The 14675-nt window shown below is 62.9% G+C and carries 16 protein-coding genes; 6 read left to right on the forward strand and 10 right to left on the reverse strand.

The features are described from left to right. Nucleotides 1–16 precede the first annotated feature (16 nt). The 3 genes from ACFOPI_RS20875 to lexA form a co-directional block, all read right to left on the reverse strand. On the reverse strand, nt 17–1024 hold the full coding sequence (locus ACFOPI_RS20875; protein WP_382178266.1) for a D-2-hydroxyacid dehydrogenase family protein: 1008 nt from the start codon (nt 1022–1024) through the stop codon (nt 17–19). A gap of 47 nt (nt 1025–1071) precedes the next feature. Beyond that, nucleotides 1072–1422 (reverse strand): hypothetical protein, encoded by a 351-nt coding sequence (locus tag ACFOPI_RS20880; protein ID WP_382178269.1) that lies wholly within the window; start codon nt 1420–1422, stop codon nt 1072–1074. A gap of 132 nt (nt 1423–1554) precedes the next feature. After that, nucleotides 1555–2235 carry a transcriptional repressor LexA gene (gene lexA, locus ACFOPI_RS20885; protein ID WP_382178271.1) on the reverse strand — a complete coding sequence of 227 codons (681 nt, stop codon included), beginning with the start codon at nt 2233–2235 and terminating at the stop codon, nt 1555–1557. Between the two features lie 90 nt (nt 2236–2325). Here lexA and ACFOPI_RS20890 point away from each other — a divergent pair, with 90 nt between their 5' ends. Then, complete coding sequence (locus ACFOPI_RS20890; RefSeq protein WP_382178274.1) at nt 2326–3291, forward strand: asparaginase; 966 nt, start codon at nt 2326–2328, stop codon at nt 3289–3291. Nucleotides 3292–3366: 75 nt separating this feature from the next. Here the strand turns inward: ACFOPI_RS20890 and adk are convergent, their stop codons facing one another. The 6 genes from adk to ACFOPI_RS20920 all read right to left on the reverse strand — a co-directional run bounded on the left by adk (nt 3367) and on the right by ACFOPI_RS20920 (nt 7331). Next, nucleotides 3367–4023 (reverse strand): adenylate kinase, encoded by a 657-nt coding sequence (gene adk, locus ACFOPI_RS20895; protein ID WP_382178277.1) that lies wholly within the window; start codon nt 4021–4023, stop codon nt 3367–3369. 126 nt (nt 4024–4149) lie between these two features. Beyond that, nucleotides 4150–4932: a 3-deoxy-manno-octulosonate cytidylyltransferase gene (gene kdsB / locus ACFOPI_RS20900; protein ID WP_382178280.1), complete on the reverse strand. Its 783-nt coding sequence runs from the start codon at nt 4930–4932 to the stop codon at nt 4150–4152. Then, nucleotides 4929–5129 carry a Trm112 family protein gene (locus ACFOPI_RS20905; RefSeq protein ID WP_382178283.1) on the reverse strand — a complete coding sequence of 67 codons (201 nt, stop codon included), beginning with the start codon at nt 5127–5129 and terminating at the stop codon, nt 4929–4931. Before ACFOPI_RS20905 ends, kdsB begins: the two co-directional genes overlap by 4 nt. Then, nucleotides 5110–6216, reverse strand: a complete 1107-nt coding sequence (lpxK, locus tag ACFOPI_RS20910) for a tetraacyldisaccharide 4'-kinase (protein WP_382178286.1) — start codon at nt 6214–6216, stop codon at nt 5110–5112. The genes ACFOPI_RS20905 and lpxK overlap by 20 nt, the downstream gene beginning before the upstream one ends. Before the next feature lie 11 nt (nt 6217–6227). After that, on the reverse strand, nt 6228–6665 hold the full coding sequence (locus ACFOPI_RS20915; protein WP_382178289.1) for an ExbD/TolR family protein: 438 nt from the start codon (nt 6663–6665) through the stop codon (nt 6228–6230). Nucleotides 6666–6686: 21 nt separating this feature from the next. After that, complete coding sequence (locus ACFOPI_RS20920) at nt 6687–7331, reverse strand: MotA/TolQ/ExbB proton channel family protein (protein ID WP_382178292.1); 645 nt, start codon at nt 7329–7331, stop codon at nt 6687–6689. Nucleotides 7332–7721: 390 nt separating this feature from the next. On the opposite strand from ACFOPI_RS20920, the gene xseA reads away from it, so the two are divergent. The 3 genes from xseA (at nt 7722) to ACFOPI_RS20935 (ending at nt 12115) form a co-directional block, all read left to right on the forward strand. Further along, the gene (gene xseA / locus ACFOPI_RS20925) at nt 7722–8948 is read left to right on the forward strand and encodes an exodeoxyribonuclease VII large subunit (RefSeq protein ID WP_382178294.1); all 1227 of its coding nucleotides are present in this window, start codon (nt 7722–7724) and stop codon (nt 8946–8948) included. A 93-nt stretch (nt 8949–9041) separates the two neighbouring features. Beyond that, nucleotides 9042–9623 (forward strand): superoxide dismutase, encoded by a 582-nt coding sequence (locus ACFOPI_RS20930; protein WP_382178297.1) that lies wholly within the window; start codon nt 9042–9044, stop codon nt 9621–9623. Nucleotides 9624–9880: 257 nt separating this feature from the next. After that, nucleotides 9881–12115: an NADP-dependent isocitrate dehydrogenase gene (locus tag ACFOPI_RS20935; protein ID WP_382178300.1), complete on the forward strand. Its 2235-nt coding sequence runs from the start codon at nt 9881–9883 to the stop codon at nt 12113–12115. 61 nt (nt 12116–12176) lie between these two features. On the opposite strand, the gene ACFOPI_RS20940 is transcribed toward ACFOPI_RS20935, so the two are convergent. Then, a complete protein-coding gene (locus tag ACFOPI_RS20940) occupies nt 12177–12629 on the reverse strand; it encodes a DUF192 domain-containing protein (protein WP_382178303.1) in 453 nt (150 codons plus the stop codon). 135 nt (nt 12630–12764) lie between these two features. Between ACFOPI_RS20940 and icd the strand changes: the two genes are divergently transcribed. Continuing rightward, nucleotides 12765–14018, forward strand: a complete 1254-nt coding sequence (icd, locus tag ACFOPI_RS20945; RefSeq protein WP_382178304.1) for an NADP-dependent isocitrate dehydrogenase — start codon at nt 12765–12767, stop codon at nt 14016–14018. Between the two features lie 215 nt (nt 14019–14233). Beyond that, nucleotides 14234–14590, forward strand: coding sequence for an ATP-dependent Clp protease adapter ClpS (clpS, locus tag ACFOPI_RS20950; protein WP_133156860.1), 357 nt, complete (start codon nt 14234–14236; stop codon nt 14588–14590). Nucleotides 14591–14675 lie beyond the last annotated feature (85 nt).

The following is a 14675-nucleotide window of genomic DNA, read 5'->3' on the forward strand; positions in this document are numbered from 1 at the left end:
CTGCGGAGCCTTTGGGTCAGCGCCGCACCTGCAGGGCGCCTGGGTTGACGATGTTGGTGGGTGTCCCCTTGATGAAATTGACCACGTTGTCGAAGGCCGCCGAGAACAGCGTCTCATAGTTGTTGAGTTCGACGTAGCCGATGTGAGGTGTGCAGATGCAGTTCTCTAGCCTGAGCAACGCATGTCCTTGAAGGATCGGCTCAGACTCAAACACATCAATGGCCGCCATGCCGGGGCGGCCACGGTTCAATGCGGTGAGTAGGGCCTCGGCTTCGATCAGTTCGGCTCTCGATGTATTGACCAGCAAGGCGGTCGGCTTCATGCGAGAAAGATCCTCTAGCGTGACACAGCCCGCGCTGCGGTCGCTGAGTCGAAGATGGAGGCTGAGCACATCCGAGCGTTCAAAGAGATCTTCGCGGCTGCCTGCGACTTCGAAGCCATCGGCAACTGCCTGCTGGCAGGACTCTTCGCCACCCCAGACCAGCACCTGCATGCCGAAGGCCTTGCCATAGGCCGCGACCAGCTTGCCGATGCGGCCATAGCTCCACAAGCCAAGTGTCTTGCCGTGAAGAACCATACCCAGGCCGAAGTTGGCAGGCATGGACGATGACTTCAGTCCTGACTGTTGCCACGCGCCGTGCTTGAGGCTTGCCACATACTGGGGGATGCGTCGCATCGACGCCATGACCAGCGCCCATGTGAGTTCAGCGGTGGAGATCGGGGAGCTTTTACCTTCGGCCACGGCGATGCCACGTTCGGTGCAGGCATTGACGTCAATGTGGCCGCCGATACGCCCGGTCTGCGCAATGAGTTTCAGGCGAGGCAGCTTGTCAACCAATTGGCGGGATATGGGGGTTCTTTCCCGTATCAGGACCACGATGTCGGCATCCCGCAACCGTATGGACAGTTGCCCGACTCCCTTGACCGTGTTGGTGAAGACTTTGGCAGGATAGGGGTCGAGGCGCGCTGCGCAATCCAGCTTTCGGACGGCGTCCTGATAGTCGTCCAATATCACAATGTTCATGGGGCACTATTGTGCCGCCATGAGCATTCTGTTCAGCCTTTGCGCTGTCAGGCGGGTTCGGTGCGGTGCTCCAGAGCGGCCAGGCGGTCCAGTTCGGCGCAGACATCGGCCATGCGCCCTGAAATGACCAGGCAGGCGTTTCGATCCGGTGGGCTGGCGTGCTTCAGGCGGATGGTTGCAGGTCGTGAGGGGCGCGAAACCTCGGCCATGGAAGCGGTAGGAGAGACTGGCAGCGACTGCTTTGGTTGCCTGTTGGCCAACCACCCGGCCCTGACAAACCGCTGCATCAGTGCTGGTAGCGGTTTGCGGGTCTTGTAGGGGCACAGAGGGGACGGCAGCCAGCTGTCGATCAACTGCAGCGGTGCGCGCCAGGTCTTGGAGGTGATGCGGATTCCCATGTGAAACTCCGGGGAGGGGTTGGACACAGGCAGGATTGATTCGGAAGAGCCACACTCGCAGGGTTTGCCATAGACGGTGTGCTGTCCTGACAAAACGCCCGCCACCTGCGAGGGCAGCACCGACCCAGCGGGTCAGATTTGGAAGCTGTTGCGAATCAGGCCCACAGCGAGGCCTTCGATCTCGAATGGTTCACCCGGTTGCACCACGATGGTTTTGTAGTCGGGGTTTTCCGCGTGCAGCTCGATTTGATGGTCGCGGCGCATGAAGCGCTTGACGGTCACGTCGTCACCGAGCCTGGCCACCACAATCTGTCCATTCTTGGCGTCCTTGCTGGACTGCACCGCCAGCAGGTCGCCGTCAAGAATGCCGACGTCACGCATGGACATGCCGCGCACGCGCAGCAGATAGTCGGGGGTGCGCTGGAACAGGCTACGCTCGACGTGGTAGGTCTGGTCGACGTGCTCCTGCGCGAGGATCGGGGAGCCGGCCGCCACCCGCCCGATCAGGGGCAGCATGAGCTGCGAAAGGCCGGGCATCGGCAGTGTAAGCTGCTGCGCCCGTTGATCATTGATGGCCTGCAAGTCACTGCTGCGAAGACGGATCCCTCGCGAGGTGCCGCTGACCAATTCGATCATGCCTTTGCGAGCGAGTGCCTGAAGGTGCTCCTCGGCTGCATTGGCCGACTTGAAGCCGAGCTCGGTCGCAATTTCTGCACGGGTGGGCGGGGCGCCCGTGCGGGCTATGGCGTTCTGGATCAACTCCAGGATTTGCTGCTGGCGGGCCGTAAGCTTGGGCGGGAACGACTCGATCATGTCAACCTCGTGATGTGGCGGGCGGGCTGCTGGGTAGGCTGTTTGCATATCCAGTATCTGTATTTTTAAACAGTTTTGGAGACTTGGCAAGTGAACGACAACAACAGAAGCCTTTGCGTGATCCTGGGGACTGGCGGCACGATCGCCGGGCGGGCCGCCCGGTCTGGTGACAACGTGGGATACGTGGCGGGGCAGGTTCGTGTGGAAGATCTGCTGGCGGGCGTGCCGGCGCTGCAAAGCGTGCCTCTGGAGGTGGAGCAGGTGGAACAAGTGGACAGCAAGGACATGCACTTCGGCCTTTGGAAGCGGCTGTTGCTTCGGCTCTCTCACCACCTTGCCCGCGATGAGGTGGCTGGCGTCGTCGTCACACACGGTACCGACACACTCGAAGAAACAGCCTTTTTCATCCATACGGTGCTGCAACCCCGTAAGCCGGTGGTGTTCACCTGCGCGATGCGCCCTGCCACCGCGCTGGTGCCAGACGGGCCGCAGAACCTGCTGGACGCAGTGACCGTGGCGGGTCATCCCGAGGTCGAAGGGTGTGTGGTGGTTTGTGCGGGGCAGGTGCATGCGCCCGAGCACTTGACCAAGGTTCACAGCTACCGTGTGGATGCGTTCGATTCGGGCGACGCCGGCCCTCAGGCGTGTGTGGAGGAAGGCGAGGTCCGGTGGTTCCATCCTCCCGCAAACCACCCGAACGCCGAGCGTTCGGAGGCGCTTCTGGCGCGGGTGCTGCGGGCCGATGCGCTGCCACGTGTCCAGCTGGTGACCAGCCACGCCGATGCCGACGGCTCCGTCGTTCGCGCGCTGCTGCACGCGGAACCAGCCCTGCGTCCGCAGGGCATTGTGGTGGCGGCCACCGGCAACGGTACGGTTCACCAGTCGCTGGCGTCGGCCCTGGCGGAGGCCATGGCCAGTGGTGTGAGGGTGGTCAGGGCCACGCGCTGCCCCCGCGGGCGTGTGATTCCGGACAAGGCCAATCCCATGCCCGACTCCAACGGACTATCCCCTGTGAAGGCGCGGCTGGCACTCGCGCTCTCGTTGCTGGGGCCCTGACCAGCCAGCCAGGTGCAACGACAAAAAAGAAACCCGGCAGTTCGTGCCGGGTTTGCAGGATGAGCGGGCGGTGCTTCAGGCGGCCAGTGCCTGAAACGCTCGGGCGGTGATCTCGTCGACCGAGCCTGTGCCGCTGATGGCGCGGTACTTGGGGGCGGCGGCCGGATCCGATTTTGCCCATTGGCTGTAGTAGTCAACCAGCGGACGGGTCTGGGCGCTGTACACCTCCAGACGCTTCTTGACGGTCTCTTCCTTGTCATCGTCGCGCTGGATCAGCGGCTCACCGGTGACGTCGTCCTTGCCTTCCACCTTGGGCGGATTGAACTTCACGTGATAGGTGCGTCCCGAGGCAGGGTGCGAGCGGCGGCCGCTCATGCGTTCGATGATGGCGTCGAATGGCACGTCGATTTCCAGCACATAGTCCAGTTTCACGCCAGCCGCCTTCATGGCATCGGCCTGCGGGATGGTGCGCGGGAAGCCGTCGAACAGGAAGCCACTGGCGCAGTCGGGCTGGGCGATGCGTTCCTTGACGAGGTTGATGATCAGGTCGTCGCTCACCAGACCACCTGCGTCCATGACCGCCTTGGCCTGCAGGCCCAGGGGAGTGCCGGCCTTGACGGCGGCCCGCAGCATGTCGCCGGTCGAGATCTGGGGGATGCCGTACTTCTGGCAGATGAAGGTGGCTTGTGTGCCCTTGCCCGCACCAGGAGCGCCCAACAGGATCAGTCTCATCGTCTTCCTTGTGTCAATGTTTCGTTCGTGCTCGCCTGTCTCCTCGGCAGAGCCGGCCCCGGTATCGAGGGTCGAACGAGGATAGCATGGCCCACCCCGACACTGCCTTACAGGCAGTGTCGCAGTTCAAGACTTCCGGAGCAGCGCCCGGACTCTTTCCAGGTCCGCGGGCGTGTCGACACCGGGAGCGGCCGCATGGGTTGCCAGATGCACCGCAATGCGCTCCCCGTGCCATAGGGTGCGCAACTGCTCCAGCGACTCCGTCAGTTCCAGCGGTGCCGGCTCCAGCGACGGAAAACGGCGCAGGAAACCCGCCCGGTATCCGTAGACACCGATGTGTCGCAGTGGGACCGGAGAAGGCAGGCTGGATGGCTGGCCTGCCGCCATGCCGTCGCGCCACCAGGCGATGGGCGCTCGGCTGAAATACAGCGCCACCTGCCTGCGGTCAAGCACGACCTTGACCACGTTCGGATTGAGAAAGTCGTCCACCGTCTCGATGGCGTGGGCTGCTGTGCTCATCACGCAATCGGTCCGTTGCGCCAGCTGTGTGGCCACGGCGGCGATGAGCGCGGGGTCCACCAGCGGTTCGTCCCCTTGGACATTCACCACGAGCTCGTCGTCAGTCAGGCCCAGCTGTTCGCAAGCTTCGGCCAGCCGGTCACTGCCGGAGGGATGGTCGGCACGGGTGAGCAGCGCCGCGACGCCGTGCGACGCGCAGGCACTCAGGATGCGGGTATCGTCCGCCGCCACCACCACTTGACGGGCGCCGCTGAGCTGCGCCTGCCGCGCCACACGCACGACCATGGGCAAACCTGCAATGTCTGCCAGGGGTTTGTCAGGGAGACGGCTGGAGGCCATGCGTGCTGGAATCAGCACGCTGAAAGCTGGTGTCCGAGCCGCCGTGGTCATACGGAGGGCGCCGGTGGCCGAGCGGCTTCCTCGTCGCTCAGTGTCCGGGCCTCGTGTTCCAGGAGTATGGGAATGCCGTCGCGCACCGGATAGGCCAGGCGGGCGCTGCGAGAGATCAGTTCCTGGGCCTCGCGGTCGAAGATCAGCGGGCCTTTGGTGACCGGGCAGACCAGCAATTCAAGCAGTTTGGTATCCATGCGGCGATGATAGTCGCGCGCCTGCTCGCAGACCCTCCAGCCGCTGATCCAGCGCAGCCAGAAAGGCCGGGTCAAGCCGCAACTCCAGCGGTACCGCCCACAGGGACGGGCGTCTGTCGGCTGGCAACGCCTGTGCCTGGGCAAACAGCTTGACCGCATCCTTTTCTGTGCACACCACGGTCGATGAGGGCGAATCCAGGACTGACCGGTAGGCGTCCGGCGACGCGTGGTCTGGCAGGGCCATGCATCGCGACAGGGCCAGCCCCCGGTCACGCAGCATCTCGAAGAAAACGTCCGGCCGGGCTATCCCGGCCACGGCCACCAGTTCCCGGCCCGCCAGTTCGGACAAGGGCCGCTCACTGCCATCGGGACCTCGAGCGAAGGCAGAAAGGCGCCGGGTGGCGGCAAACGAGGTTGCTCCCACGGGCAAGGCAGAGGAAAAGACCGGAGCTGACCCGGCCCGCCGCTGCAGCAGGACAAACTGTGGCGAGAACGGGTCTTCCGTGGCCGGCGGCCAGGGCTCCCTGAGCAGGCCCGCTGGCAGCAGCCACCCGTTGCCAGTGCCCCGGTCATCGAACACCGCGATGGCAATGTCCCGTCCCAATGCCAAATGTTGCAAGCCATCGTCGCACAACAGCAGGTTCACTTCGGGGTGTGCCGCCAGCAGGGCGCGGGCGGCGTCCGCACGACGCTTCCCCACCACGACCGGCACGCCCGTGCTCCGGTGAATCAGGGTCGGCTCGTCCCCGGCTTGCGCGGCCGTTGTCTCCGGTGTGAGCTCCAGTAGCCCGTCACTTGCCCTTCCGTGCCCCCGGGACACCACGCCCGGTGACCAGCCCCGCGAGCGCAGATGGGCGATCAGCGCCATCACCGTGGGTGTTTTGCCCGCGCCACCGACCACTACGTTGCCGATCACGATCACCGGCACGGGCAGGCGTTCGACCGGCCATTGGCCTCGCACATAGCGCTGGCGGCGCCAGGCGATCAACACCCGGTAGATCTGGGACAGCGGCCACAAAAGGCGGGCTTTCCAACCCCGATGTGCCCATATCGCTTGCCACTGGGCCTCGGCGTCCGGGCGTGTCATGTCTCGGGGGGTCAGGACTTGCCGCGTGACGGGGCTGAGCCGGACTGTTGGGTGGCGAAGGTGATCTGCACCAGCCCCGCGCGCCGGGCCGCGTCCATCACGTTGATCACCGACTGGTGGGTGGCCGCGGCATCTGCGCTGATGATGATCACCATGTCGCGGGTGTCCTGCGTTGCCTCTTCGAGCGCACGGGTCAGAGACTCCACGGACGAGCCATCCAGCAGCGCCTGGTTGATCGCGTAGCGGCCGTCGCTGCTGACCGAGACGATGACTTCCTTCGGAGCGCTGCGCTGGGCCTCGGAATCGGCTACCGGCAGATTGACCTGCAACTGCGTGTACTTGCTGTAAGTCGTGGTCAGCATCAGGAAGATCAGCACGACCAGCAGGATGTCGATGAAAGGGATCAGGTTGATCTCCGGCTCATCACGGGTGCCAGGACGAAAGTTCATGCGGTGGTTCCCGGGCGCAGCTTACTTGTTGCGCAGAGTGACCAAGTGGCGGACGAATCGCTCGGTGGCGACCTCCATGGCCAGCAGGTAGTCGTCAACGCGGGCGCGGAAATAGCGCCAGAAAATCAGCGCGGGAATGGCCACCATCAGGCCGAACGCGGTGTTGTAGAGCGCGATCGAGATGCCATGTGCCAGCTGGGTGGGGTTGCCTCCGCCCGGCATGGTGCCCATGCCACCGTCACCGCCCTGGGAGCCGAAGATCTCAATCATGCCGATCACCGTACCCAGCAGACCCAGCAGAGGGGCGGCAGAGGCGATCGTGGCCAGTGCCCCCAGGTATCGCTGCAGCCGCGAACCGGCGAGACGCCCCGCGCCCTCCAGTGAAGATCTCAGGTCGTCTTCGGTGGCCCTGGGATTGCTGTTCAGGGTGCGAAAGCCACTGGCGAGCACCTCACCGAACACCGAGTTCTGCTCCAGCTGGGTGACCACATCCGGGTTGGGCACCCCGCTGCGGGAGACCATGATGGCCTCCTCAAGCAGTTTCGGTGGCAGAACCTTGGCCGCCTTGAGGCTGACAAAACGCTCGATCACGAGGGCGAGAGCGATCACGGAACAGAAGATGAGAGGCCAGATCGGCCAGCCAGCGGCTTGTATGATGGAAAACAAATCAGGGCTCCGGTGCAATCTTTTGATTATGTCTCAGGCCCTGCGCCCGTCCGGCACACCCCCCCGCACCCAGAACCGGGACTGGCCACCGGCGCCCAATGCCGGGACCATGCACAGATTCTGTGGATAACTTTGTGCAAAACAGCACCCCGATACCGGCGGATCCCGCCAATCGTCTGCATTTCAACAGTTCGATGACAAAACAGGCAGCCCAAAGTGCTTTGAAATCAAGCCACTTCCTGCAGGCAGCACATGGCACGGAGGTGGACGGCCCGGAGTCCAGCAACGGCGCGCCTTGTGGACAGGTTCCCCCCGGAGACGCCTGTGTCTGAGCCGTTTTTCAGCCAGGACGACGGCTCTGCGCGGCGAGTGTGGGCGGTTGGGCCGCTGATGCAAGCGATTGCGGATGCCTTGACCGTTCGTTTCAACCCGTTGGTGGTGCGAGGCGAGATCTCGGGCTTTTCCCGTGCCGCCAGCGGACACTGCTACTTTTCGCTGAAGGATGAAGCAGGTCAGTTGCGCTGTGCCATGTTCCGCCGTGCGGCGGATCAGTTGCAGTTTGTCCCACGGGATGGGCTTCTGGTGCAGGCTCAGGGTCGGCTGGATGTCTACGGTCCACGTGGCGATCTGCAGCTGATTGTCGACGCGCTCAAGCCGGCTGGGCAGGGCGCGCTGTTCGAGCAGTTCATCCGGCTCAAGGCACGGCTGGAGGCAGAGGGGCTGTTTGATCCCCAGCGCAAACGGGTTCTTCCCTCGCAGCCCCGGAGCATTGCGGTGGTGACCTCGCTGGGGGCGGCCGCGCTGCGCGACGTGGTAACGGCCCTGCGGCGGCGAGTGCCCCACATTCCGGTGCTGGTGCATCCGGCGTCGGTGCAGGGTGCGCAGGCGCCGCAGGAAATATGCCGGGCGCTGGAGCAGGCCTACCAGCGCTTCAGGGACTCCGGAGAAGGCGATGTGCTTCTGCTGGTTCGTGGAGGAGGATCGCTGGAAGACCTTTGGGCGTTCAACGACGAATCGGTGGTGCGCGCGGTCGTGCGTGCACCCATGCCGGTGGTCTGTGGCGTCGGGCACGAGACCGATTTCACCCTGTCCGACTTCGCGGCCGACCTGAGGGCTCCCACGCCCACTGCGGCCGCCGAGTTGTGCGCACCAGCCCGCCAACAGCGGCTCGACGAGCTGGAGCAGTTCGAAACGGACCTCAAGGACGTGATCTGGCGTGGGCTGGACCTGAGGGCGCAGCGGCTGGATCGGCTGGCCCAGCGGTTGGGGCGCCCCTCTGGCCGCTTGCACGACAGCAGCCAGCGGCTGTCGGCCCTGCAGCACCGGCTCACGTCGGCAGTGCAGTTGCGCCAGCAACGCCAAGCTCTCCATCTCGAGCGGCTGTCCGCCACCTTGCCCCAGTCGGTGGCACGCGCGCTGTCGGCGCACGCGCAGCGACTGGAGCGCTGCGGTGCGGCCCTCGGCCTGCTGGACCCGATGCTGGTGCTCGAGCGGGGCTACGCGTTTCTCACCGACCGTGATGGGCATGCCATCACCAAGGCCGCGCAGGTGCAGCCGGGCCAGTCTGTCACGGCGACTTTGACCGACGGCTCGTTGGATCTGACCGTGGACCGCTGAAGGGCGGGCTTCTTTTCCCCTGAGGGCAGCAGCGGTTCAATGTGTTGCCTACAATGCGCCGGACTTTTCCCACTCAACAGACGAGGACCCCACATGGAACACACCCTGCCCGCACTGCCGTATGCCATCGATGCTCTGGCGCCGCACTACTCCAAGGAAACGCTGGAGTTCCACCACGGCAAGCACCACAACGCTTATGTTGTGAACCTCAACAACCTGCAGAAGGGCACCGAGTTCGAGTCCATGGACCTCGAATCGATCGTCAAGAAGTCCAGCGGTGGCATCTACAACAACGCCGCCCAGATCTGGAACCACACCTTCTTCTGGAACTGCATGACGCCCAACGGCGGTGGTGAGCCCTCCGGCGCTCTGGCCACGGCCATCAACGCCAAGTGGGGCAGCTACGCCGCTTTCAAGGAAGCCTTCGTCAAGTCCGCTGTGGGCAACTTCGGTTCCGGCTGGACCTGGCTGGTCAAGAAAGCCGACGGTTCCGTTGACATTGTCAACATGGGCGCTGCCGGCACCCCGCTGACCACCGGTGACAAGGCCCTGCTGACCGTGGACGTGTGGGAGCACGCCTACTACATCGACTACCGCAACCTGCGTCCGAAGTTTGTCGAGACCTTCCTGGACAAGTTGGTGAACTGGTCGTTTGCCGAAAGCAACTTCGCCTGACGGCGACGAACCGACCCGGTTCAACGAAGCCCGAAGGTGTCTTGCCTTCGGGCTTTTTTCATGAGCCCAGACCTGCGTTGCCACGGCAAGGGCGAAAAAAGTTGGAATTTTTGATGTCCAATTTTGTTATGTGAGATAACACTTCGAATTTTGGAGCCGAGGTCAGAGGACTGAAAGCAAAATCCCACACCATCGATCGCTTGCCCCGAGTTCGTCGGGAGCGGCGGATTTCCAACAACGACATCAGGAGCCATGCCATGAGCCAACCGTCCTCGACCATCGTTTACACCCTCACCGACGAAGCGCCCCTGCTGGCGACGGCTTCGTTCCTGCCCATCATCCGCACCTTTGCCGCGCCTGCGGGCGTCAATGTGGCCACCAGTGATATTTCCGTGGCCGCCCGCATCCTGGCTCAGTTCCCGGAATACCTGACAGAAGAACAGCGAGTACCGGACTACCTGGGCGAGCTGGGCAAGCTGACCTTGCGCCCCGAAGCCAACATCATCAAGCTGCCCAACATCAGCGCATCCGTGTCCCAGCTGGTGGCCGCCATCAAGGAGCTGCAGGCCAAGGGCTACAAGATCCCAGACTACCCCGAGAACCCGAAAAACGACGAAGAAAAGGCCATCAAGGCGCGCTATGCCAAGTGCACCGGCTCGGCTGTCAACCCTGTGCTGCGCGAGGGCAACTCGGACCGCCGCGCCCCCCGCGCAGTCAAGGAGTTCGCCCGCAAGAACCCCCACAGCATGGCCGAGTGGAGCCAAGCCTCGCGCTCACACGTGTCTCACATGCACGCTGGCGACTTCTACCACGGTGAAAAGTCGATCACGCTGGACAAGGCGCGCGACGTGAAGATGGAGCTGATCACCAAGAGCGGCAAGACCATCGTGCTCAAGCCGAAGGTTTCCCTGCTCGATCGCGAAGTGATCGACAGCATGTTCATGAGCAAGAAGGCCCTGCTGGCTTTCTACGAGAAAGAAATTGAAGACGCCCGCAAGACCGGCGTGATGTTCTCGCTGCACGTCAAGGCCACCATGATGAAGGTGTCGCACCCCATCGTGTTCGGTCACTGCGTGAAGATCTTCTACAAGGAAGCCTTCGAAAAGCACGGCGAGCTGTTCAAGGAACTGGGCGTCAACGTCAACAACGGCATGGTCGATCTGTACAACAAGATCGCCACGCTGCCGCAGTCCAAGCAGGACGAGATCAAGCGCGACCTCCACGCCTGCCACGAGCACCGCCCCGAGCTGGCCATGGTCGACTCGGCCAAGGGCATCACCAACTTCCACTCACCCAACGACGTGATCGTCGACGCCTCGATGCCGGCCATGATCCGCAATGGCGGCAAGATGTGGGACGCGAACGGCCGCCTGAAGGACGTCAAGGCCGTGATGCCGGAGTCGACCTTCGCTCGCATCTACCAGGAGATGATCAACTTCTGCAAGTGGCATGGCGCGTTCGATCCCAAAACCATGGGCACGGTGCCCAACGTCGGCCTGATGGCCCAGCAGGCCGAGGAATACGGCTCGCATGACAAGACTTTCGAGATTCCGGAGGACGGCATCGCCAACATCACCGACCTGGAAACAGGCGAGGTGCTGCTGAGCCAGAACGTGGAAGAGGGCGACATCTGGCGCATGTGCCAGGTCAAGGACGCCGCCATCCGTGACTGGGTCAAGCTGGCCGTCAACCGTGCCCGCAATTCCGGCATGCCGGTGGTTTTCTGGCTGGACGCGTACCGCCCGCACGAGGCCCAGCTGATCCGCAAGGTCAAGATGTACCTGCACGAGCACGACACCAACGGCCTGGACATCCAGATCATGAGCCAGGTGCGCGCCATGCGCTACACGCTGGAGCGCGTGATCCGCGGCCTGGACACCATCAGCGCCACCGGCAACATCCTGCGCGACTACCTGACCGACCTGTTCCCCATCATGGAACTGGGCACCTCGGCCAAGATGCTGTCCATCGTGCCGCTGATGGCCGGCGGCGGTATGTACGAGACGGGTGCCGGTGGTTCGGCACCCAAGCACGTGCAGCAGCTGGTGGAGGAAAACCACCTGCGCTGGGATTCGCTGGGCGAGTTCCTGGCGCTGGCCGTGTCGCTGGAAGATCTGGGTCTGAAGACGGGCAACAGCAAGGCCAAGCTCCTGGCCAAAACCCTGGACAGCGCCACTGGCAAGCTGCTGGACAACAACAAAAATCCGTCGCCCAAGACCGGCCAGCTCGACAACCGGGGCAGCCAGTTCTACCTGGCGCTGTATTGGGCGCAGGAACTGGCGGCGCAGACCGAAGACGCTGAACTGGCAGCCAAGTTCGCGCCGCTGGCCAAGCAGCTGGCGGACAACGAGCAGGCCATCGTCGCCGAGCTGACCGAGGTCCAAGGTAAGCCGGTGGACATCGGCGGTTACTACAAGCCTGACTTCGACAAGCTGTCCACGGTGATGCGTCCGAGTAAGACGCTCAACGCTGCGCTGGAGTCTGTGGCCTGAGGTCTACGCCGCTCGCCATGAAAAAAGCCCGCCATCCAGCGGGCTTTTTTTGCGTTGTGAATCAGCGCCGTCCTTCGAACGGGGGGCCGCCAAGGCGAGACCCCGCCTGAATTCCGCGCTTGGCGAACCAACCCTGGTGCATCTCCAGCACGTACCGCACCGGTTTGGCAGAGCAGTGGGAGTCCAGCGTTTTGGGCTTCATGTCGGCCAGGTTGACGATGGTGCCGTCGTCGGCCACAAACGCAGCGGTGAGGGGCAGGAGGGTATTTTTCATCCAGAAGCACTGCCCCGCGGGCTCCTCGAACACGAACAGCATGCCTTCGTTGGCGGGCATCTCCTCACGGAACATGAGCCCCGTGGAGCGTTGTTCAGGGGTGGAGGCCACCTGGGCGTGGATCAGGTGCATGCCGGCCTTCAGCGTGACCTTGGGCAGATCGAGCTGCGGAGCGGTCTGCGACCATGCAGGAGAGACGAACAGGGCCAGCAGGCCAATGAGGGTGGTCCGGCGAATCATGGGGAGGTTCTCGTGTCGTGCAAGCGCGCATTGTGCGCGATCAGTCTTGTCAGGCGGAATAGAATTTCTGGCTGTCTGAGGCGATGCCGGCTTCAGAGTTGTCCGCTTTTATCATTCCACCGGAGATCGTTTTCCATGTATCAGCACATCAAGGTGCCGGCTCAAGGCCAGAAGATCACTGTCAATCAGGACATGTCGCTGAACGTGCCAGATGAGCCCATCGTCCCGTATATCGAAGGCGATGGCACCGGTCTGGACATCACGCCGGTGATGCTCAAAGTGGTCGATGCGGCTGTGGAGAAGGCTTACAGTGGCAAGCGCAAGATCCACTGGATGGAGGTTTTTGCCGGTGAGAAATCGACCAAGGTCTACGGTCCCGACGTCTGGCTGCCGGAAGAGACGCTGGCTGCGCTCAAGGAGTATGTGGTCTCGATCAAGGGTCCGCTGACCACCCCGGTGGGTGGTGGCATCCGCTCGCTCAACGTGGCGCTGCGCCAGGAGCTGGACCTGTACGTGTGCTTGCGGCCGGTGCAGTACTTCAAGGGCGTGCCGTCGCCGCTGAAGGAGCCCGAGAAGACCAACATGGTGATCTTCCGCGAGAACTCGGAAGATATCTACGCCGGCATCGAATACGCCGCCCAGAGCGACAAGGCGAAGAAGCTGATCAAGTTCCTGCAGGACGAGATGGGCGTGACCAAGATCCGTTTTCCGGAGACCTCCGGCATCGGCATCAAGCCGGTGTCGATCGAAGGCACCGAGCGGCTGGTGCGCAAGGCGATCCAGTACGCCATCGACAACGACAAGCCCAGTGTGACCCTGGTTCACAAGGGCAACATCATGAAGTTCACCGAGGGCGGTTTCCGCGACTGGGGTTACGCCCTGGCGCAGAAACAGTTCGGCGCGCAGCCGATCGACGGCGGACCGTGGTGCCAGTTCAAGAACCCAAAAACCGGTCGCAACATCGTGATCAAGGACTCGATCGCCGATGCCTTCCTGCAGCAGATTCTGCTGCGGCCGGCCGAGTACTCGGTGATCGCCACGCTCAACCTCAACGGCGACTACATCTCCGATGCCTTGGCGGCGCAGGTGGGGGGCATCGGCATCGCCCCGGGGGCCAACCTGTCCGACTCAGTGGCCTGCTTCGAGGCCACACACGGCACAGCGCCGAAGTACGCCGGCAAGGACTATGTGAACCCAGGGTCAGAGATTCTGTCGGCTGAAATGATGTTGCGCCACATGGGCTGGACCGAGGCTGCCGACCTGATCATTTCGGCCATGGAGCAGGCCATTCTGTCCAAAAAGGTGACCTACGACTTCGCACGTCTGATGGACGGGGCAACCCAGGTGTCCTGCTCAGGTTTCGGGCAGGTCATGATCGACCACATGTAGGTTGGTCGTTCTCCTATCGGGGAAAGGGCACAAAAGCCGCCAGGAATTGCCGTTCCTTGGCGGTTTTTTCTTGGTGGCAACACCGACAATGGGTCCATGGAAAGGGTCAGCAGTTCAAGCACCAGGCACCCGGCGGGCGCAGCGTACCGGTTGGGGCTTGTCTGGACATGTCCACAGCCGGATCTTCGGGGCGGCTGGCCGCTAGAATCATTTTCATGGCCACTCAGATCCCGAAGAAACCCCCAGTTCCAGCGGCTCCGACAGGCGTCGGTAGCGACGACTCGGTGGTGCTTGAGCGGCGCACGCAGCGCACCAAGCCACCCCAGATGTTTCAGGTCGTGTTGCTTAACGACGACTTCACCCCCATGGAGTTTGTCGTGCATGTGATTCAGGAATTTTTCAGCAAAGACCGGGAGACTGCCACCCAGATCATGCTCAAGATCCACTTGGAGGGCAAAGGCATCTGCGGCATATACACCCGGGATGTGGCGAGCACCAAAGTGGACCAGGTGCTGGCGGCGTCCCGCGCCGCCGGTCATCCGCTGCAATGCCTGAGTGAACCGGTTGAATAAAGGCGGGTCTACCCCAACTGATGGTCTCTTCCCTGTAAACCTCCACCCGAACGCTCGCGTTTCAGATTCTCACCAGCCCAAAGGA

The organism is Hydrogenophaga luteola (assembly GCF_042648585.1).
Lineage (GTDB): Bacteria > Pseudomonadota > Gammaproteobacteria > Burkholderiales > Burkholderiaceae_C > Hydrogenophaga > Hydrogenophaga luteola.